Source organism: Streptomyces sp. SLBN-31 (assembly GCF_006715395.1).
Taxonomy (GTDB): Bacteria; Actinomycetota; Actinomycetes; order Streptomycetales; family Streptomycetaceae; genus Streptomyces.
The window spans coordinates 1,919,915-1,938,652 of the sequence record NZ_VFNC01000002.1; the positions used below are offsets into that span (position 1 = coordinate 1,919,915).

Annotated in this window: 18 protein-coding genes and 1 tRNA gene; 9 read left to right on the forward strand and 10 right to left on the reverse strand. The window is 71.9% G+C overall.

The genetic code is table 11. The features are described from left to right. The first annotated feature begins 211 nt into the window (after window positions 1–211). The 4 genes from FBY22_RS28820 (at window position 212) to FBY22_RS28835 (ending at window position 4,605) form a co-directional block, all read left to right on the forward strand. Window positions 212–883: a FadR/GntR family transcriptional regulator gene (locus tag FBY22_RS28820; RefSeq protein ID WP_058926317.1), complete on the forward strand. Its 672-nt coding sequence runs from the start codon at window positions 212–214 to the stop codon at window positions 881–883. Window positions 884–1,049: 166 nt separating this feature from the next. After that, window positions 1,050–1,955 (forward strand): PAC2 family protein, encoded by a 906-nt coding sequence (locus FBY22_RS28825; RefSeq protein ID WP_142150819.1) that lies wholly within the window; start codon window positions 1,050–1,052, stop codon window positions 1,953–1,955. A 234-nt stretch (window positions 1,956–2,189) separates the two neighbouring features. Then, window positions 2,190–3,914, forward strand: coding sequence for a S8 family peptidase (locus FBY22_RS28830; protein ID WP_142150821.1), 1,725 nt, complete (start codon window positions 2,190–2,192; stop codon window positions 3,912–3,914). Between the two features lie 46 nt (window positions 3,915–3,960). Continuing rightward, on the forward strand, window positions 3,961–4,605 hold the full coding sequence (locus tag FBY22_RS28835) for a hypothetical protein (RefSeq protein ID WP_142150823.1): 645 nt from the start codon (window positions 3,961–3,963) through the stop codon (window positions 4,603–4,605). A gap of 65 nt (window positions 4,606–4,670) precedes the next feature. On the opposite strand, the gene mshC is transcribed toward FBY22_RS28835, so the two are convergent. From mshC to FBY22_RS28855, 4 genes are all read right to left on the reverse strand, one after another. After that, window positions 4,671–5,900, reverse strand: coding sequence for a cysteine--1-D-myo-inosityl 2-amino-2-deoxy-alpha-D-glucopyranoside ligase (gene mshC, locus FBY22_RS28840; protein ID WP_142150825.1), 1,230 nt, complete (start codon window positions 5,898–5,900; stop codon window positions 4,671–4,673). A 94-nt stretch (window positions 5,901–5,994) separates the two neighbouring features. After that, entirely contained in the window at window positions 5,995–6,813 is an 819-nt protein-coding gene (locus FBY22_RS28845; protein WP_174267283.1) for an SCO1664 family protein, read from the reverse strand. Next, window positions 6,777–7,367, reverse strand: coding sequence for a DUF3090 domain-containing protein (locus FBY22_RS28850; protein WP_142150829.1), 591 nt, complete (start codon window positions 7,365–7,367; stop codon window positions 6,777–6,779). Before FBY22_RS28850 ends, FBY22_RS28845 begins: the two co-directional genes overlap by 37 nt. Window positions 7,368–7,438: 71 nt before the next feature. Then, complete coding sequence (locus FBY22_RS28855) at window positions 7,439–8,125, reverse strand: histidine phosphatase family protein (RefSeq protein ID WP_142150831.1); 687 nt, start codon at window positions 8,123–8,125, stop codon at window positions 7,439–7,441. Between the two features lie 62 nt (window positions 8,126–8,187). Here FBY22_RS28855 and corA point away from each other — a divergent pair, with 62 nt between their 5' ends. Continuing rightward, entirely contained in the window at window positions 8,188–9,186 is a 999-nt protein-coding gene (gene corA / locus FBY22_RS28860; RefSeq protein WP_142150833.1) for a magnesium/cobalt transporter CorA, read from the forward strand. 20 nt (window positions 9,187–9,206) lie between these two features. Here the strand turns inward: corA and FBY22_RS28865 are convergent, their stop codons facing one another. Further along, window positions 9,207–9,995: a ferritin-like domain-containing protein gene (locus tag FBY22_RS28865; RefSeq protein ID WP_142150835.1), complete on the reverse strand. Its 789-nt coding sequence runs from the start codon at window positions 9,993–9,995 to the stop codon at window positions 9,207–9,209. A 253-nt stretch (window positions 9,996–10,248) separates the two neighbouring features. Then, entirely contained in the window at window positions 10,249–11,304 is a 1,056-nt protein-coding gene (locus tag FBY22_RS28870; RefSeq protein WP_142150837.1) for an LLM class F420-dependent oxidoreductase, read from the reverse strand. Window positions 11,305–11,419: 115 nt separating this feature from the next. On the opposite strand from FBY22_RS28870, the gene FBY22_RS28875 reads away from it, so the two are divergent. Together FBY22_RS28875 and FBY22_RS28880 are read left to right on the forward strand one after the other, a co-directional pair. Continuing rightward, complete coding sequence (locus tag FBY22_RS28875; RefSeq protein ID WP_142150839.1) at window positions 11,420–12,406, forward strand: aldo/keto reductase; 987 nt, start codon at window positions 11,420–11,422, stop codon at window positions 12,404–12,406. After that, complete coding sequence (locus FBY22_RS28880) at window positions 12,403–14,583, forward strand: ATP-dependent RecD-like DNA helicase (protein ID WP_142150841.1); 2,181 nt, start codon at window positions 12,403–12,405, stop codon at window positions 14,581–14,583. The genes FBY22_RS28875 and FBY22_RS28880 overlap by 4 nt, the downstream gene beginning before the upstream one ends. Window positions 14,584–14,742: 159 nt before the next feature. Here the strand turns inward: FBY22_RS28880 and FBY22_RS28885 are convergent, their stop codons facing one another. Continuing rightward, on the reverse strand, window positions 14,743–15,429 hold the full coding sequence (locus FBY22_RS28885) for a hypothetical protein (RefSeq protein WP_142150843.1): 687 nt from the start codon (window positions 15,427–15,429) through the stop codon (window positions 14,743–14,745). A 47-nt stretch (window positions 15,430–15,476) separates the two neighbouring features. Between FBY22_RS28885 and FBY22_RS28890 the strand changes: the two genes are divergently transcribed. Further along, window positions 15,477–15,665, forward strand: coding sequence for a DUF5703 family protein (locus FBY22_RS28890; RefSeq protein ID WP_007380901.1), 189 nt, complete (start codon window positions 15,477–15,479; stop codon window positions 15,663–15,665). A gap of 82 nt (window positions 15,666–15,747) precedes the next feature. Here FBY22_RS28890 and FBY22_RS28895 read toward each other — a convergent pair whose 3' ends face one another. From FBY22_RS28895 to FBY22_RS28905, 3 genes are all read right to left on the reverse strand, one after another. Beyond that, window positions 15,748–16,476 (reverse strand): chaplin, encoded by a 729-nt coding sequence (locus FBY22_RS28895; protein WP_142150845.1) that lies wholly within the window; start codon window positions 16,474–16,476, stop codon window positions 15,748–15,750. 127 nt (window positions 16,477–16,603) lie between these two features. Next, a complete protein-coding gene (gene chpH, locus FBY22_RS28900; protein WP_142150847.1) occupies window positions 16,604–16,837 on the reverse strand; it encodes a chaplin ChpH in 234 nt (77 codons plus the stop codon). A gap of 138 nt (window positions 16,838–16,975) precedes the next feature. After that, window positions 16,976–18,301 (reverse strand): M20/M25/M40 family metallo-hydrolase, encoded by a 1,326-nt coding sequence (locus FBY22_RS28905; protein WP_142150849.1) that lies wholly within the window; start codon window positions 18,299–18,301, stop codon window positions 16,976–16,978. A gap of 198 nt (window positions 18,302–18,499) precedes the next feature. Here FBY22_RS28905 and FBY22_RS28910 point away from each other — a divergent pair. Continuing rightward, window positions 18,500–18,584, forward strand: a tRNA-Leu gene (locus FBY22_RS28910). Window positions 18,585–18,738: the final 154 nt, after the last annotated feature.

Below are 18,738 nucleotides of genomic sequence, written 5' to 3' on the forward strand. Positions count from 1 at the left end.
GCGGGAACGGCCCCTCTCCCCTGGGGTGCCGGCTCCCGCGAGAGGGGCGGCTCCCTGCCGACGGAGCCGCCCCTCTCGCGTTCGGCCGGGCGCCTCGGAGCACTGATCGCCGACCTGGAGGCGGGCACCCGGGCAGGCACATAATGAGGCTCAGACATCCGAGGTCTCGGCACGGTGCGGCGACAGGGATGAGGCGACAGGGAGGCCGGTCATGGCAGTCACCGACGAGGCGATCGAGAAGATCAAGGGCATGATCGTCTCCGGCGCGCTGCGGCCGGGCGACCGGCTGCCCAAGGAGAGCGAACTCGCCTCCGAGCTGGGCCTGTCCCGCAACTCCCTGCGCGAGGCCGTCCGCGCCCTGTCGCTGATCCGGATCCTGGACGTGCGGCAGGGCGACGGCACCTATGTGACGAGCCTGGACCCGCAACTGCTGCTGGAGGCGCTGAGCTTCGTCGTGGACTTCCACCGCGACGACACCGTCCTGGAGTTCCTGGCGGTGCGCCGCATCCTGGAGCCGGCCGCGACCGCGATGGCGGCCTCCCGAATCAGCGAACAGCAACTGGACGCGCTCTCGGCCCAGTTGGAAAAGCTCGGGGACGCCCCGTCGGTGGAGGAACTGGTCGCCTGCGACCTCGACTTCCACCGGGGCATCGTGCAGAGCTCGGGCAACTCGGTGCTGTGCTCGCTGCTGGACGGTCTGTCGGGACCCACCACCCGGGCCCGGATCTGGCGCGGCCTGACCCAGGAGGACGCCGTCAGCCGCACCCTGCGCGAGCACCGGGCGATCCTGTCGGCCCTGCGGGACCGGGACGCGGAGGCGGCGCGCTCCTGGGCGACGGTGCACATCGCGAGCGTGGAGCAGTGGCTGCGGTCGTCGCTGTGAGGGGCCTGTCCCCGAGCGGTGGCCCGGGGTGGCGATCTTGGGTGTCCGGGGGGTCCTTACGGGGCAGTGATCCGTTCACTCCCCCGTGCAAGGGGGCTGCGGGCGCCCCCGCGGAACGCCGTAAGGTTGGTGGGTCAAGCGAGGGCACGTCGGAAGGAGGCACTGGGTGATCGAGCTCGAGGGGGTTCCCGAGCTGATCGACCCGGTCATGGTGGCCGCGTTCGAGGGCTGGAACGATGCCGGCGACGCCGCCTCCACCGCGGTCGCACATCTGGACAGGGAGTGGAAGGGCGAGGTGTTCGCGGCGCTCGACGCCGAGGACTACTACGACTTCCAGGTGAACCGCCCCACGGTGTGGATGGACGCGGGAGTGCGCAAGATCACGTGGCCGACGACAAGGTTGTCCGTCGTCCGCGTCGGCGGCGAGAAGCCGCGTGACCTCGTGCTCGTGCGAGGCATCGAACCGTCCATGCGGTGGCGTTCGTTCTGCAACGAGTTGCTGGGCTTCGCGCACGAGCTGGGCGTGGAGCTGGTCGTCGTCCTCGGCGCCCTGCTCGGCGACACCCCGCACACCCGGCCGGTCCCGATCAGCGGAACGACGTCCGACCCCGACCTGGCCCAGCGGATGGATCTGGAGGAGACCAAGTACGAGGGCCCCACGGGCATCGTCGGCGTCCTCCAGGAGGCCTGCACGCACGCGGGTGTGCCGGCGGTCAGCCTGTGGGCGGCCGTGCCGCACTACGTGTCGCAGCCGCCGAACCCGAAGGCGACGCTGGCGCTGCTGAACCGGCTGGAGGACCTGATCGACGTGCGCATCCCGCTGGGCGAGCTGCCCGAGGACGCGCGCGCCTGGCAGGTGGGCGTGGACCAGCTGGCCGCGGAGGACAGCGAGGTCGCCGAGTACGTGCAGACGCTGGAGGAGGCCCGGGACACCGCGGAGCTGCCGGAGGCGTCCGGGGAGGCGATCGCCCGCGAGTTCGAGCGGTATCTGCGGCGCCGGGACGGCCATACGAAACCCCCGACGACTCCCCCGAAACCGGGCGGGGAGGACGACGATTCCTCCGAGGAGTGAGTGAGAGGGGCGGTGCGCCGGGCGCACCGCCCCTCTTGTGTCCCCGGACTCCGGCGACGGTCCGTGACCTTTGGCCGGATTGAGGCGTGACCTCTGTTTCCGGACGGATTGCACACGTTACCCAATTCAACTTGTTTCAAACGGAGTTGGTGAAAACGCTCTGGACGCCTCGCCGTCGGAGTGCTTGGTTGTGCAGCGAAGGCGCACCCGCGCGGACCGAAGGGAGCGGCAGCGATGAGCGACCAGGTACAGCCGGGGCAGGGGCCGGGAGCCTCCGGGCCGGGCCCCGACGGAGCGGGATTCACCTATCACGGAGCCGAGCAGGAACTGATCGTCGTCGCACGCCCGGAGGCCCGGCTGCGCGCGCGGCCCGAGGGCGTCCGCTCGGCGGCCGGCGCCGACGTCTCCGCGCTGGAGATGTTCCTCGGCGACGAACAGCTCACGCTGGAGCCGCTGTTCGGCGGCGAGGAGCGGCTGCAACAGTCCTCCGCCCCGCCGGGCGGGCAGAACGTGCCCGACCTGGCCCTGTTCTACCGGGTGCGCGGCGGGGAGAGCCGCGCCCAGGAGCTGCGCTCACGGATCGCGGCGCTGCCGGGGATCGACACGGCGTACGTGAAGCCGGGCGCCGTGCCCGCCACCGTCGCCGGTGACAGCGGCCGGTTGAAGGAAGGCACCCCGGCCACCCCGGACTTCAGCGGCCGGCAGGGCTATCTGCGCCCTGCCCCCGAGGGGATAGACGCCCACTGGGCCTGGCAGCGTCCCGGTGGGACCGGTCAGGGGGTGACGGTCGTCGACGTCGAGGGCGCCTGGCAGTTGGGTCATGAGGACCTGGCCGCCAAGCTGGCCGGCGTCGTGGTCGGCAGTCCCCTGACCGACCTCGCGTGGCGCAACCACGGCACCGCGGTGATCGGTGTGATCGGCGGCGACCGGGGCGAGTTCGGGGTGAACGGCATCGCGCCGGACGCGGTGACCGCGGCCGCCTCCTTCCAGGGCATCGGTACGGCGGCGGCGATCCACGCGGCGGCCGACCGGCTCGGCCCCGGTGACGTCGTACTGGTCGAACTCCACCGCCCCGGGCCGCGGTTCGAGTGCGCCGAGCGCGACGACCAGCGCGGCTACATCGCGATCGAGTGGTGGCCGGACGACTTCGCGGCCATCCGGTACGCCACCGCCAGGGGCGTCATCGTGGTCGAGGCCGCGGGCAACGGCGCCGAATCGCTCGACGACGCGGTCTACGAGCGCCGCCCGGACGGCTTCCCCGAGTGGTGGCGCAACCCGTTCAACTCCTCCAACCCGTCCTCCGGCGCCGTCCTCGTCGGCGCGGGCGCCCCGCCGCCCGGCACGCACGGCCGCGACCACGGCCCGGACCGCTCACGGCTGGCGTTCTCCAACTACGGCGCCCGGCTGGACGCCCAGGGCTGGGGGCGCGAGGTCACGACCACCGGCGGCTCCTGGGACCGGCCCGGCGATCTGCAGGGCGGTCCCGAGGAGATCGCCTGGTACACGGACACGTTCTCCGGGACCTCCTCCGCCTCCCCGGTGGTGGTCGGCGCGCTGGCCGCGCTGCAGGGCATGCTCAAGGCGGCCGGCCAGCCCCCGATGTCCCCGGAGCGCGCCCGGCTGGTGCTGCGGACCACCGGCTCCGAGCAGCAGGACGCGCCGGGCCGCCCCGCCTCCCAGCGGATCGGCAGCCGGCCCGACATCAAGGCGGCCGTCACCCACCTGCTGCCGCACGCGATCGGCTCGGGCCGGGCCGAGCGGTACTGGGACGAGCTGCTGCCCTACCCCCGTGAACTCCCGCCCAGGCTGCGCCTGTTCGTGGCCGGCGCCTGGCGCAACCTCAATCGTCCGTCCCCCGAGATCCGCCAGGCGGTGCACGCCGCGTTCGCGGGGGGACGGCCCGACGTCCGGGTGTGGTTCTCGGACGACGAGATCGTCGGCCTGGTGGTCGCCGGCTGACGGTCCGGCAAGGCAAGGCCTCACATCAAGGGAAGGTGACATCCGTATGAGCATCACCCCGCAGATGGGCCACATGGGACAGCAGGGCCGGCACGGCCAGGCGTTCCCCAGCACCTCGCCCTACGAGCAGCAGGAGTACGGGCAACAGCAGCAGGAGTACGGGCAGCAGCAGGGCTTCGGACAGCAGCAGCCGTTCGGACAGCAGCAGTCCGCCGGCTGGCCGGGCGCCGGCATGATGCCGCAATTGCAGCAGCTCGGCCAGCAGCAGCCCTTCCACCAGCTGCTGGAGCAGCTCGGGCAGCAGCAACAGCAGCCGTTCGCACAGCAACAGGCCCAGCAGGGCCAGCAGATGCAGCAGCAGGACCAGCAGGCCCGGCAGCAGGAGCAGCAGACCCAGCAGCAGCTGACGCAGCTCGCGCAGTCGGTGGTCCAGCAGGTGATCCAGCAGATCCAGGCGCAGGCGCTCGCCTCCGGCGTGGCGAACGGCTTCGTCGACATCCCGCACCCGCTGCAGGGCCAGCCGCAGCAGGTCTACCTGCGCATCAACGGTCAGTTCCGGGTCCTCAACAACCCCGTTCCGCAGCTGCACCAGCAGATCCAGGAGGCCTTCGCCCTCGGCCACCAGGTGATCGGCGTCTGGGACACCCAGTCCCCGAACGTCCTGCGCAGCGTACGGATCCAGCGGATCTGACGCAGTCCGCACGCGAAACGAGGGGCGCCTCCCCGCGGGGGGAGGCGCCCCTCTCCCACGACTGCCTACAGGGCCACGCCCAACAGCGCGTCGACGGCGCGCGACACGACACCGGGGGCGCCGGTGTCCGTACCGCCCTGTTCCTGCTGCAGGGCCGCCCAGCGGTCGACCGCCGCGAGCGCGGCCGGGGCGTCCAGGTCGTTCGCGAGGGCCTCGCGGATCTCCTCGACGAGGGCCTCGGCGGGCGGGCCGTCGGGCCGGGAGACGGCGGCACGCCAGCGGCCGAGCCGGTCCACGGCGTCCTGGAGCACCTGGTCGGTCCACTCCCAGTCGGAGCGGTAGTGGTGGGCGAGCAGGGAGAGCCGGATGGCGGCGGGGTCGACGCCGTCGCGGCGCAGCTGCGACACGAAGACCAGGTTGCCCTTGGACTTCGACATCTTCTCGCCGTCGAGGGCGACCATGCCGGCGTGGACGTACGCCTTGGCCATGGGGAACTCGCCCGTCAGCACCTGGGCGTGGGAGGCGCCCATCTCGTGGTGCGGGAAGGCGAGGTCGGAGCCGCCGCCCTGGACGTCGAAGGTCATGCCGAGGTGGTCGAGGGCGATGGCGACGCACTCGATGTGCCAGCCGGGGCGCCCGCGGCCGAGCGAGCCGCCGTCCCAGCTGGGCTCGCCCTCGCGGGCGGCCATCCACAACATCGGGTCGAGCGGGTTCTTCTTGCCCGGGCGGTCCGGGTCGCCGCCGCGCTCGGCGGACAGCAACCGCATGGCGGCCGCGTCCAGGCCCGAGACCTTGCCGAAGTTCGGGTCGGACTCGACGGAGAAGTACACGTCGCCGTCGAGTTCGTAGGCGGCGCCCGCCTCCCGCAGCCGTTCCACGAGCGGCACGATGCCCGGTATCGCCTCGACCGCGCCTATGTAGTGCTGCGGAGGCAGCATCCGCAGGGCGGTCATGTCCTCGCGGAAGAGGGCCGTCTCCTTCTCGGCGAGGGCCACCCAGTCGACGTCGTCCCGCTGCGCGCGCTCCAGCAGCGGATCGTCGACGTCGGTGACGTTCTGGACGTAGTGGACCTGCCGCTTGGTGTCGAGCCACACGCGCTGAACGAGGTCGAACGCGTTGTAGGTCGCCGCGTGCCCCATGTGGGTGGCGTCGTACGGGGTGATGCCGCAGACGTAGATACGGGCGACGGGACCGGGGTCGAGGGTGACGAGGCCGCCGGTCGCGGTGTCGTGGATCCTCAGGTCGCGGCCCTGACCAGGCAGGGCGGGGACCTCGGAAGCGGGCCAGGCATGCATGTCATGAGCCTAACCGGACGGATGTTCCGTATACGAACCGGACCGGGCCGGATGGCCGGTTGGGCCCTCTTGCGCGGTACCGGTCAGTCTGCTCCTACACCGGCGGCCAGGGAATGGCCGGCCACTCCCCGCTCGGCTCCGGGTGCCTTCCCGTCTCCAGCAGTACGGCGACACGCGCGCGCGTGGCGTCGAGTTCGGCGGGGGTGATCAGCGCGCCGAGCCGCTCGGCGAGCGCCGCGCCGGGGGCCAGAGCCTCCTTCAGGCCCTTCAGGACCGTCACCGCCTCCTCGGTCAGCGGCTCCCCCGCCCAGCCCCACAGCAGGGTGCGCAGCTTGTTCTCGGTGTTGAAGGTCACCCCGTGGTCGATGCCGTAGAGCCGGCCGCCCCCGCCGGGCAGCAGATGGCCCCCCTTGCGGTCGGCGTTGTTGATGACCGCGTCCAGCACGGCGAGCCGGCGCAGCCGCTCGTCGTCGGCGTGCACCAGGAGCGCCGTGCGGCCCTCCCCCACCTCGGCGAAGCCGATCGCCTTCCAGCCCGCCTCGGGTTCCTCGCCGTCCACGAGGGCCAGCAGCCCGTCGCCCGGCTCGCCCTCGATCCACACCTGGCACATGCCCTCGCCGAAGGGCCCGTCGCGCAGCACGGTGGTGGGCACCAGCCCCCAACCGGTGGCCTCGGACACCTCGTACGCGGCGACCTCGCGCTGGGCGAGGGTGCCGTCGGGGAAGTCCCACAGCGGGCGCTCGCCGCGCACCGGCTTGTAGACGCAGGTGACCTCCTCGCCCTCGTGGGCGACGGAGCAGTACAGCACGGCGTTGGAGGCGTCCCGGATCTGCCCGCGGACCGTGAGCTCACCCCGGGTGAGCAGCTCGACCGTGGTCACGCTCCGCGGCGGTATCCGTTCTGGCGCGGACATACGTGTCCTTCCGGGTCGAGCGGGAGGCTGCACAGCGGGCACGGCGGCCGCCCGGCGTTGACGACGTCGAGAGCGCGCTTGGCGAAGGCTCGCGCCTGCGCGCCGGTCAGCCGGACCCGCAGCATCGGGGGCCCGTTCTCCTCGTCCTGCAGCAGGCGCTCCTCGGCCTCGGCGAGGTCCTCCTCGGACTCGGCGTCGAGTTCGACGAGGGCCTGCGCCTCGACGATCATGCGCTGCTCCTCGCCGTCCCAGGCGAGGGCCATGGTGCCGACGCGGAACTCCTCCTCGACGGGGGTGTCCAGCGGTTCGGTGTCGGAGATCTCGGTGGGGGCCACGGCGGGGACGGCGGCGTTGCCGCCGCTGCGCCGCACCACCTCGTCGAGCAGTTCGTCCATGCGCTCGGCGAGCGCGGCGACCTGGGTCTTCTCCAGGGCCACGCTGGTCACCCGGGAGCCCGCGGTGGCCTGGAGGAAGAACGTACGGCGTCCGGGCAGCCCGACCGTACCGGCCACGAAGCGGTCCGGGGGGTCGTAGAGGAACACCTGACGGGACACGTCCTGTCTCCTGGAGTCGGGGATCGGCAAACGGCGCTACTGCGACCGCTTCACCCTACTGCGCCCGACGATCACGGTGCGCCCGCACCGCCCCCCACCGTGGCGTCGTCGGCCGGGGGTTCTTCGCGCGGTGCCAGCGACGCGAAGTCACCGGTGTCGCCGAGGCGTACGAGAAACGGCCTCAGGCGGGTGTAACGGATCGCGGTGATGGAACACGGTTCAACGGAAATCCTCTGGAAGAGGTCGAGATGAAGTCCGAGTGCGTCCGCGACGAGCGACTTGATGATGTCGCCGTGCGAGCACATGAGGTAGACGGCGTCCGCGCCGTGGTCGCGCTCCACGCGCGCGTTCCATTCTCGTACGGCTTCGGCCGCGCGGGACTGCATCGCGCGCATCGATTCGCCGCCGGGGAACGCGGCGGCCGAGGGGTGCGCCTGCACGACCTCCATCAGCGGCTCGTCCTTGAGCTCGGCGAGCTTGCGGCCGGACCAGTCGCCGTAGTGGGCCTCCCCGATCCGTTCCTCGGTGTGCGCGGTGAGCTCGGGCCGGGCCCGCAGGAGCGGCTCGATCGTCTCCCGGCAGCGTTGCAGCGGGCTGCTGACGACCTCGGAGATCGGCAGTTGCCGAAGCCGCTCGGGCAGCGCGGCGGCCTGTGCCGCCCCGCGCTCGTCGAGCGCGACACCGGGTGTCCACCCGGCGAGCACTCCTTCGGTGTTGGCGGTGGAACGTCCGTGCCGGACCAGGATCAGCGTGGGCATGCGGCCAAGGGTAGGCGCCCGGCAGGGTGCACCCGCCGTACTACGAAGGGAGAACACACTCCGTGATCGTCGACTGCGCCATCTACCGTGACGGGCGCCGGACGGAGGGTCCCCCGGACCTCTCGGACGCGCTCGCGCAGTGCCGTCGCGGGCCCTACGACTTCGTCTGGATCGGCCTCTACGAACCGACGGAGAAGGAGTTCGACAGGGTCACGGAGGAGTTCGGGCTGCATCCGCTGGCCGTCGAGGACGCCCTGAAGGCGCATCAGCGGCCCAAGCTGGAGATCTACGACGACTCGCTGTTCGTCGTCCTCAAGCCGGTCGGGTACGAGCCGAAGAGCGATGTCGTCACCGCCGGCGAGGTCATGGTCTTCGTCGGCGACTCCTTCGTGGTGACCGTGCGTCACGGCGAGGAGGCACCGCTCGCGGATGTGCGGCACCGGCTGGAGGAGGAACCCGAGAACCTCCGGCACGGCCCCACGGCGGTGCTGTACTCGATCGCCGACGCCGTGGTCGACCACTACGTGGAGGTCGCCGGCGAACTCGGCACCGACCTGGAGGAGCTGGAGGAGGAGGTGTTCTCGCCGACACTGGGCGGCTCGCGGCACACCGCGTCCCGCATCTACGCCTTCAAGCGGCAGGTCATGGAGTTCCGCAGGGCGACGGGTCCGCTGGCCCAGCCGCTGGCCCGGCTCGCGGGCGGTGGCCTGTCCGGCGGGCGGGTGCCCTTCGTGCACGAGAAGGCGCAGCCCTTCTTCCGGGACGTCAGCGACCACCTCACGCGCGTGAACGAGTCGGTGGAGGGCCTGGACCGGCTGGTCTCGGACGTCCTGTCGGCCCACCTGGCGCAGACGGGCGTCCGGCAGAACGACGACATGCGGAAGATCTCCGCGTGGGCGGCGATGGCCGCGGTCCCCACGATGATCGCGGGGATCTACGGCATGAACTTCGACCACATGCCCGAGCTGCACTGGCCGTGGTCGTACCCGGCGGTGATCGCGGTGATGGCCGTCATGGAGCTGCTGCTGTACCGGCTGTTCAAGCGCCGGGGCTGGCTGTGACGGGGCGGGACCTCCCGGGCTCAGGCGAACTCGGGGGCGGTGGCCGCCGGTCCGCCGAGCGCGTCGCGCCGCCGGGGCATGCGCAGGTTCACCATGCGCCGCCAGCCGGCGATCCGCTCGTAGGCGTACACGGCGTGGATGCCGGCGGCGAGCACCGCTGACTTGGCCCTCGGCCAGCCGAGGATGCGTCCCATGTGGTCCATGACGGCGAGGCTGACGTCCCGGTAGACGCGGATCTCGGCGAGCGCGCACTCGCGCAGGGTGCGCTGAATGGCGCGGCCGTGTCCGGCGTAGGCCAGGCGCAGCAGTTCCTCGTGGCAGTAGGCGAGGTGGTTGTCCTCGTCTCCGGAGATCATCCGCACCGCGCGTCCGACGTCGGGGTGGTCGGCGAAGTGCCGGCCCAGCAGTTCCATCTGTTCCGAGGCGCGCTGCTCGGTGACCCTGCTGTGGGCGAGATAGGTGACGATGTCCTGCTCGGTCAGCGGCCGGTCGCCCCTGAGCCTGGCGTGGGCCAGGCCGATGCCGTGCTTCTCCAGAAGCATCGTGTAGTCGGTCTCGGGCGGGACCGGGACGGGTTCGAGGCCGCGCTTCCTCATCAGGGCCGTGAAGATCCGTCCGTGCTTGTCCTCGTCGGCGCCGTGCCGGGCGATCTTGGGCGCGAGTGCGCGCTCGCTCTCCGGTACGAGCGCCGCGATACGGCCGTTCTCCCAGCCGCCCTGCGACTCGCCACCGGCCGCGATGGAGCAGAAAAGCGCGAAGGACCGGTCGTCGTCGAGGATCTCCTGGAACAGACTCTTGGCCGAAAGCATCGTGGGGCACCTCTCCGCAAGACTCGCAGACGTCGCGGATTCCGGGGCATTCCGCAAAGAACGAGTCAAGTGCGGCCTTCGAGGTGCCGCAACAGCTGTGCCGGACAACTGCGCCGAAAGGAGGAGCCGCGCGGTCACGTCACGGGCGTAACCGCGCGGGCCGCGACGCGTTGTTCCCCGTGACGGCCGTGGCGGGGAAGACCCCCGAGCCCCCACCACGGCCGCGGAAGAACTCCGTTGTCCGGGCCGACTGTCAGGCCAGCCCGGCGCGCTCCAGGGCCTCGGTGCCGGCGCGGAGCGAGGCGAGCCGCTCCTCCAGCGTGAAGCCCGCCGGGTTGAGGCTCAGGGTGGTCACCCCGGCCGCCGCGTACTCCTTCATCCGGTCCGCGATGCGGTCGACGGAGCCGAGGAGGGTCGTCTGGTCGATCAGCTCGTGCGGTACGGCGGCGGCTGCGCCCTGCTTGTCGCCCGCCAGGTACTTCTCCTGGACGTCGGCGGCGGCCGCCTCGAAGCCCATGCGCTGGGCGAGCTGGTTGTAGAAGTTCTGCTTGGCGCTGCCCATGCCGCCGACGTACAGGGCGGTGTAGGGGCGGAAGGCGTCGGCGAGCGCGGCGACGTCCTTGTCCTCGCCGACGGCGAGCGGCAGGGTCGGGTGGACGTCGAAGCCGTCCATGGTCTTGCCGGCCTTCTCGCGCCCGGCGTGCAGGTGCTTGATGGTCGTCTCCTCCAGGTGCGCGGCGGAGGGGAAGATCAGCAGGGCGCCGTCGGCGATCTCGCCGGTCTGCTCCAGGTTCTTCGGGCCGATCGCGGCGATGTACAGCGGGATGTGCTCGCGCGTGGGGTGCACGGTGAGCTTGATCGGCTTGCCGGGGCCGCCGGGCAGCGGCAGCGTCCAGTGCGCGCCCTCGTAGGAGAGCCGCTCACGGCTCATGGCCTTGCGCACGATCTCGACGTACTCACGCGTGCGTGCCAGCGGCTTGTCGAACTTGACGCCGTACCAGCCCTCGGAGACCTGCGGTCCGGAGACGCCGAGGCCGAGACGGAAGCGGCCGCCGGACAGGGAGTCCAGGGTGGCGGCGGTCATCGCGGTCATCGCGGGCTGGCGGGCCGGGATCTGGAAGATGGCCGAGCCGACGTCGATCCGCTCGGTGTGGGCGGCGACCCAGCTGAGTACGGTGGCCGCGTCGGAGCCGTAGGCCTCGGCGGCCCAGCAGACGGCGTACCCGAGCCGGTCGGCCTCCTTGGCGACCTCCAGGTTGTCCGCGTCCATTCCGGCGCCCCAGTAGCCGAGGTTGATCCCGAGCTGCATGGCCGTTCCCCTTACCGATCAGTAACGTCGTGCCTGTTGCGCAGACCCTAGCCTGTGGAAACTGGTTGTCCACAGGCCCCCACACCGCAGGTTCCGGCCAGTAATCTCGGCGTTCATGGAGCAGAGGCATCTCGGCCGCACCGGCCTTCGTGTGTCCCGTATCGGACTCGGCACGCTCACCTGGGGCAGGGACACCGACGAGCACGACGCCGCGGACCTCCTGAAGACGTTCTGGGAGGCCGGCGGCAGCCTCGTCGACACGGCCGACGTGTACGGCGACGGGGAGGCCGAATACCTGCTCGGACGCCTGACAGAAGGACTCGTCCCGCGCCGGGACCTGGTGATCTCCACCAAGGCCGGCAGTGTGGCCGACCCGGACCGCCGCTTCGACGGCTCGCGCGGCCATCTGCTCTCCGCCCTGGACGCCTCGCTCGCCCGCCTCGGTACCGACTACGTCGACATCTGGCACGTGCACGCCTTCGATCCCTGCACCCCGCTGGAGGAGACCCTCCAGGCCCTCGACCTGGCGGTCAGCAGTGGTCGCGCCCGGTACGCCGGTGTCTCCGACTTCTGCGGCTGGCAGTTGGCGAAGGCGGCGACGTGGCAGCTGGCGGCGCCGGGGACCCGGACCCGGCTGGCGAGTACGCAGATGGAGTACTCGCTGCTGCAGCGCGGCGTCGAGCGCGAGGTGCTGCCGGCCGCGCTGGATCTGGGCATCGGGCTGCTGCCTTCCTCCCCGCTGGGCCGCGGGGTGCTGACCGGCAAGTACCGGGGCGACGCCAGGCCGGCCGACTCGCGCGGCGCCTCGGAGCACCTCTCGCGGTTCGTTGCGCCCTATCTCGACGACACCGCGAGCCGGATCGTCGACGCCGTGCAGACCGCGGCGGACGGGCTCGCCGTGACCCCGCTCCAGGTCGCGCTCGCCTGGATCCGCGACCGGCCGGGCGTGGCCGCGCCCGTCATCGGTCCGCGCAACGCGCAGCAGCTCACGGCGGCATTGTCAGTGGAGGCCCTTAGTCTTCCTGACGAGATCTGCCGGGCGCTCGACGACGTGTCGGCGCCCGTGCACCGCTATCCCGATCACGACTGGAGCACGCTGTGAGCACGGAGCCGGAGACCACGGGGCAGACCGGCCCTCAGACGCCGGACGGCGCGACGGAGGACGGCGCCGTGGAAGAGGGTGCCCCCGAGGCCGGTACCGAGGACGGCGGTGACGGCGAGGGCACGGCCGCCGAGGACGGCTCCGGCACACAGCTGTCGGAGGCCGAGGCCGAGTTGGCCGCGCAGCGCCTGGAGCGGGAGCGCATCGAGCGGCGCAAGGCCGAGCGGAAGGGGCCCGTCGAGGCCGGCGCCAAGTTGAGCGGGAAGGCCGCCGATCTGCTCGCGGCCGTACGGGCCGTGGAGAGCGGCCAGAAGCCCGGGGCCGCCGTGTTCGACGAGCCCGCGCCGCGCCGGCCCGCACCCGAGCCCGTACGGCGGCCGCAGGCGCCGCAGCCCGTCGCGCCGGCGGCTGTGGCGGCGGAGTCCGTCGACGAGGTGCGGCGCGTGCTGGCCGACGGCGGCGCCCCGGACTCGCTCGCCCCGCAGGCAGCAGCCGCGCTCGGCGAGGGCGCCGGGGAGCAGCTGCGCGAGGACCCCTGGCAGTTGCTGCGGGTCAGCGGTGTGCGGCCCGAGCAGGCCGACGGCTTCGCACGGGCGCTGCTCGGCGCGGAAGCGGGGCCGGACGACGAGCGGCGGGGCCGGGCGCTGACGGGCTGGCTGCTGGAACAGGCCGCCCTGGCCGGGCACACGGCGCTGGAGATGCAGGCGCTCACCGCCGCGCTGGCCCAGCGGGGCGTGCCGGACCCCGACGCCGCCGTGCAGGACGCCGTCGCGGAGGGCGAGGCCCTGGTCTTCCAGGACGCCCTGGACCCGCGCGCACCCGAGCCGGAGGATGACGGCGAGGAGGCTGCCGAGCGGCCCGTTCGCATCCTGGTCGGCCTGGAGCGGTACGCGCTCGCGGAGGAGAGCCTCGCCGACGGACTGGCGCGGTTGATCAACTCGGTGCCGAAGGAGGACGGTTCGGCGCGGGAGTGGGAGCGGGCCGCGGAGGCGGCCAAGGGCTCCACGGCCGAGCTGATTCGCGCGACGGCGGGCAACGGCCTGGTCCTGCACACGGGCGGTGAGGCGTCCCTGGCCGAACCGGCGGCCCTGCTGGGCACGGCCCACGCCCTCGGTCTGCGCGCCTGGGCGGCGACGCACACCCCCCTGGGCCGCGAACGCTTCGCGCGGCTGCTGAGCGGAGCGGGTGGCTCGGTACCGGCAGACCCCGAGGCGACCGCCCTCCCCGTCGTCACGGTCGCCGGGCTGCTGTCCGGGGTCGAGGGGCCCGGGCGGGATGCCGATGGTGCGCTGGATCTGGATGTTGTCGTCGTGCTCGACGCGCCCCAGCTGGACGTGGAGACGGCCGCGCTGCTCGCCGAGTCGCTGCCCGACGGGGCCCGGCTGGTGCTGTCCGGTGATCCGGCGGTGCTGTGGTCGGCCGGGCCCGGGCGGGTGTTCGCGGATCTGCTCGCGGCACGCGTCTGCCCGCAGATCGCCTCCCGCCTGCCGGACCCCGGGCCCCTCGGCGAGCTGGTCTCCGGTATCGGTGTCGGTGAGCTCAACCAGGTCGAGGCCCCCGGCAAGGAGGTCGTGATCGTGCCGGTGCGGGACGCGGGCGAGGCCGTGCACCGGACCGTGCAGCTGGTCGCCGACTCGGTGCCGCGCGCGCTCGGCGTCCCCGCCGAACAGACGCAGGTGATCACGCCGGGCCACGGCGGCGCCGTCGGCACCCGCGCCCTCAACGCCGCCCTCAAGGAGCGCCTCAACCCGGGCCCGGGCCGCTTCGGCGGTTTCGACCCCGGTGACCGTGTCGCCTACTCCCCCGCCACCGGCCGTACCGTGCCGGGACAGGTGGTGAAGGCCGACGCCGACGGCCTTCACCTGTCGTGCGCGGGCGTCCTTGTGGTCGTACCCAAGGAGCGGGTCGAGCAGTGCGTGCGGCACGGCTGGGCCCTGACCGCGCACCAGGCGGTGGGCAGCCGGTGGCCGGCGGTGGTCGTCGTGCTGCCCGGGGACGCCGCCCAGGCGCTGAACCGCCCCTGGGTCTACACGGCGTTCAGCCGGGCCGACCGCCACCTCTCCGTGGTCCACGGCGTGGACCAGGCCCTCCCGAAGGCCGTCTCCGAGATCCCCGCGAAGCCGCGCACGACCCGCCTATCCGTCCTGCTGGCCACGCAACTCCCGACGGCCGCCTGATCGCCCCGAAAGGGGCGCGGGGAACTGCGCGACCAGCCACACACGGCCCGCAGCCCAGCACGCAACAGGTCGCACCACGGCGCAACTGCACCACCAGCCGCCCCGCACCCCCAAAGGCGGCGGTCACGGACATCCCGCGACCGCCGCCCTCGGCACACCTCAGCGATCCACGTCCAACGGCTCGAGATCCTCGTCCTCGTCCAGTTCCGGATCGATCTCGTCCTCGAGGTCGTCCGCGTCCAGATCGTCGTCGAACACCGCGCTGACGTCGAAGCGGCACACCACGGCCTGCGGGTCGACGCCGTCGAACGGCGCCTCCAGCCACTCGCCGGGCTCCGCGGCATCCTCCGCGGCGGTCACCCACAGCGTGGAGTCGCCCTCCTCCAGCCCGAACTCCTTGTGCCGCGAGGCGATCTCGTCCGGCTCGAACTCGCCGAACAGGATGCCCAGCGCCCCGTGCAACGTGCCGGAGACCTCCGTGTCCGTCGCGTCCTCGTCCGCGGCCTCCACTCGCTGCGCCTGTGCCAGCAGCCGCTGCGGCTCCACCACGGAGTAGTCGCGGCGGATGAGCACGCTGAGCGCGTTCGGCTCCTCGGGTCCCGTGTACGGCGGCAGCGCGTCCTCCGCGCCGGGGATCTCGAAGGGGGTCACCTCGTCGTAGCGGTCGTAGAGCAGCTCGTCGTACGCCTCGGCGGCCGCCGCCAGCTGGTTGAACGCCTCGTAGACGGCCGGGTCGTCCTCCCCCGACCGGCGTTCGACGGCCGCCAGGTGGCGGTCGAGCGCGGTCTTGACCGCCTCGGCGGCGGCGCGTACCTCGGCAGCGGTGGGCTGCGCAGCATCAGACATAGTGCAGACGCTATCCGTACCGGGGCCCAGCCCGCACAATAGATGCGATGCCGGAATACGAATTTGTCGACGTGTACGTACCGCGCGGGGTCTCCCGCAAGGACGCCACACGCCTGCTGACGGACCATGCCGAGTACGGACACTGGGAGTTGGACCGCCTCAGTCTGATGCGCGACGGCAGCCGCAGGGTGCGGTTGCGCCGGCGGATCATCCGCCAGGTGCGCGCCACGTGGTGAGCGACGGGCGGCGACAGGATCACGGGAAACGGAGCGGGCCCCGCCGAGGCGGGGCCCGCTCCGTGATGTGTCTCACGCGGTGCTACGCGGAGGCGCGAGCCTTGCGGTAGAGCACGGCGCCCGCCAGCAGCGCTCCGGCTCCGACGGGGAGCACGATGCCCAGCGGCATGTCGCTGCCGGTGTGGGCGAGCTGCGAGACCGACTCGGGCCCGTTGATCGTCTGGGCGCCCGGGTGGTTGACGTGCGAGGACCCGCCCGGCGTGTGGATGCCGCGGGTGGGCGGTGTGCTCGGGGTGCCCGGGTTTTCGGGGTGCCCGGGCGGCGTCGCCTGACCCCCGCCGGGAGGCGTGGTGTGACCGCTGCCCGAACCGCCGCCGTTGACGCAGTCGTTGCCGGTGGCGGGGTTGCCGATGCCGACGACGTTCACGCTGTTGCCGCAGGCGTTGACCGGCACGTCGACGGGCGCCTCGACGCGGTTGCCGGAGCCGACGCCCGGTGAGTCACTGCTGTGGCCGCCCGCGTGCGAGCCGCCGGAACCGGAGCCGCCGTGACCGCCGGACGGTCCGCCGCCCTGGTTGGCGCACCCGTTGCCGAAGGCCGGGTTGAGCAGGCCGACGACGTTCACGGTGTTGCCGCAGACGTTCACCGGCGCGTGCACGGGCGCCTGCACCGAGTTGCCCGACAGCACGCCGGGCGAGTCCGAGGCACTGCCGCTCGCTGCGGAGTCGGCGTGCGCGTAGCCACCGGCGGCGGCGAGCACGCCGGTCGCGGCCGCCACGGTCATCAGGCCCTTGCGGGTCACCTGTCGCATTCCTGAATTACCCCTGCTTTCGAAACCTGACCTGGAATCATCGGGAACTCCCGGTCGGCTCCGGAGCGCATTGCGCTCGCTCCGGAGCCGACGGGTAGTGAACATGAGCGGGCTCGAGCGGCCGGCGTCAGTGGTTGATGCAGGTATTGCCGAAGGCGGGGTTCAGCAGCCCGGACGCGGAGACCGTGTTGCCGCAGACGTTCACCGGGATGTGCACCGGAACCTGAATGACGTTGCCGGAAGCGACACCCGGGGAGTGCACCGCAGCCCCCTGAGCGCCGGCGTCGGCGACGGCCATGCCCGCACCCGCCAGAACCAGACCACCGGTGGCAGCCGCAGCAGCGACGACCTTCTTGATCATTATTCCTCCTTGTTGGCAATGCGATCCCAAGAAGCGGATCGCATCACCTGTAACGAGGAGGGATGAAATGGAGCTACGAGCGTATGAGTGCATTCACTCTTCTCAGTCAGTCCCGTACACGTAGCCGAATACGGGGGGTCATGACGCGTCGATGAAACGATCGAGAACGCGCACGCCGAACTTCAGACCGTCGACCGGCACCCGCTCGTCGACCCCGTGGAACATGCCGGCGAAGTCCAGCTCCGGGGGCAGCTTGAGGGGCGCGAAGCCGAAGCCGCGGATACCGAGGTCGTCGAAGGACTTGGCGTCCGTACCGCCGGAGAGCATGTAGGGGATCGCCTTGGCAGTCGGGTCCTCGGCCAGCAGCGAGGACTGCATGGCCTCGACCAGGGCGCCGTCGAAGGAGGTCTCCAGGGCCTTGTCGGAGTGCACGTCCTCGCGCCGCACCTTGGGACCGAGGATCGAGTCGAGGTCGGCGAGGAACTCCTCCTCGTGTCCGGGCAGGAAGCGCCCGTCGACGTGCGCGGTGGCCTCGCCGGGGATGACGTTGACCTTGTAACCGGCGCCGAGCTGCGTGGGGTTGGCGGTGTTGCTCAGCGTCGCGCCGATCAGCTTGGCGATGCCGCCGAGCCGGGCCAGCGTGGCCTCCATGTCCTCCGGGTCGAGCTCGGTGCCGAGGGCGTCGCCGAGCTCGTCGAGGAAGGCGCGGGTGGTCTTGGTGACCCGGACGGGGAACTTGTGCCGCCCGAGCCGCGCGACGGCCTCCGACAGCTCGGTGATCGCGTTGTCCCGGTGGATCATCGAGCCGTGGCCCGCGGTGCCGGCCACGGTCAGCTTCATCCAGTGCATGCCCTTCTCGGCCGTCTGGATCAGATACAGCCTGCGCTGCTCGCTCACGGTGAACGAGAACCCGCCCACCTCGCTGATCGCCTCGGTGACGCCCTCGAAGAGGTCGGGGTGGTTGTCCACCAGGTGCCGGGCGCCGTAGGTGCCACCGGCCTCCTCGTCGGCGAGGAACGCCAGCACGATGTCGCGCGGGGGCCGGCGTCCGCTGCGCAGCCGGTCGCGGACGACCGCCAGCGTCATCGCGTCCATGTCCTTCATGTCGACGGCGCCACGGCCCCACACGCACCCGTCGGCGACCTCGCCGGAGAACGGGTGGTGAGTCCAGTCGCCGGCGTTGGCCGGTACGACGTCCAGGTGGCCGTGGATCAGCAGCGCGGGCCGGGAGGGGTCCTCGCCCTCGATGCGGGCCACCGTGGAGGCGCGGCCCGGGTGCGACTCGAAGATCTTCGGCTCCAGGCCCACCTCGGCGAGCTTCTCGGCGGTCCACTCGGCCGCCTTGCGCTCACCCGGTCCCGAGTGGTCGCCGTAGTTGCTGGTGTCGAAGCGGATCAGTTCGCGGCAGAGGTCAACGACCTCGTCCTCGCCGGTGACGCCCCTGGCCGTGTCCGTGTCGCTCACGCTGCTTCCTCCCGCTGTCACTGCTGGTGGTTCCCCTCATCCTCCCCCTCCCCCGCGCCGCGCCCAAGAGCGGGAGCGGCCCGTCACACGCCGTTCACGCGGGCACGGAGGCCGGACGGGGGGTGATCGGGCGCCCCTCGAAAGCCTGGTAATGTTTCCCTCGTCGCCGCGGGGCAGACCCCGCACGACAGACACCTTGTCCGGGTGGCGGAATGGCAGACGCGCTAGCTTGAGGTGCTAGTGCCCTTTATCGGGCGTGGGGGTTCAAGTCCCCCCTCGGACACTTCACAGACCGGGCGGATCGGGACTCATCTCGATCCGCCCGGTTCGTTTTGCGTGCTCGTCCTCTCATACGGCCGCTGCGCCGGGGTGCCGCCCAGTAGCATCGCCCCGCCGGGTACGACCCCGACCAGGGGTTCTCCGGGTGGGGTGTGGGG

Excerpts from the sequence above, each read along its gene's own strand:
- FBY22_RS28820 (WP_058926317.1), top strand. The coding sequence starts at position 212 with ATGGCAGTCACCGACGAGGCGATCGAGAAGATCAAGGGCATGATCGTC.
- FBY22_RS28830 (WP_142150821.1), top strand. The coding sequence starts at position 2,190 with ATGAGCGACCAGGTACAGCCGGGGCAGGGGCCGGGAGCCTCCGGGCCG.
- FBY22_RS28835 (WP_142150823.1), top strand. The coding sequence starts at position 3,961 with ATGAGCATCACCCCGCAGATGGGCCACATGGGACAGCAGGGCCGGCAC.
- mshC (WP_142150825.1), bottom strand. The coding sequence starts at position 5,900 with ATGCATGCCTGGCCCGCTTCCGAGGTCCCCGCCCTGCCTGGTCAGGGC.
- FBY22_RS28845 (WP_174267283.1), bottom strand. The coding sequence starts at position 6,813 with ATGTCCGCGCCAGAACGGATACCGCCGCGGAGCGTGACCACGGTCGAG.
- FBY22_RS28855 (WP_142150831.1), bottom strand. The coding sequence starts at position 8,125 with ATGCCCACGCTGATCCTGGTCCGGCACGGACGTTCCACCGCCAACACC.
- FBY22_RS28865 (WP_142150835.1), bottom strand. The coding sequence starts at position 9,995 with ATGCTTTCGGCCAAGAGTCTGTTCCAGGAGATCCTCGACGACGACCGG.
- FBY22_RS28870 (WP_142150837.1), bottom strand. The coding sequence starts at position 11,304 with ATGCAGCTCGGGATCAACCTCGGCTACTGGGGCGCCGGAATGGACGCG.
- FBY22_RS28875 (WP_142150839.1), top strand. The coding sequence starts at position 11,420 with ATGGAGCAGAGGCATCTCGGCCGCACCGGCCTTCGTGTGTCCCGTATC.
- FBY22_RS28885 (WP_142150843.1), bottom strand. The coding sequence starts at position 15,429 with ATGTCTGATGCTGCGCAGCCCACCGCTGCCGAGGTACGCGCCGCCGCC.
- FBY22_RS28890 (WP_007380901.1), top strand. The coding sequence starts at position 15,477 with ATGCCGGAATACGAATTTGTCGACGTGTACGTACCGCGCGGGGTCTCC.
- FBY22_RS28895 (WP_142150845.1), bottom strand. The coding sequence starts at position 16,476 with ATGCGACAGGTGACCCGCAAGGGCCTGATGACCGTGGCGGCCGCGACC.
- chpH (WP_142150847.1), bottom strand. The coding sequence starts at position 16,837 with ATGATCAAGAAGGTCGTCGCTGCTGCGGCTGCCACCGGTGGTCTGGTT.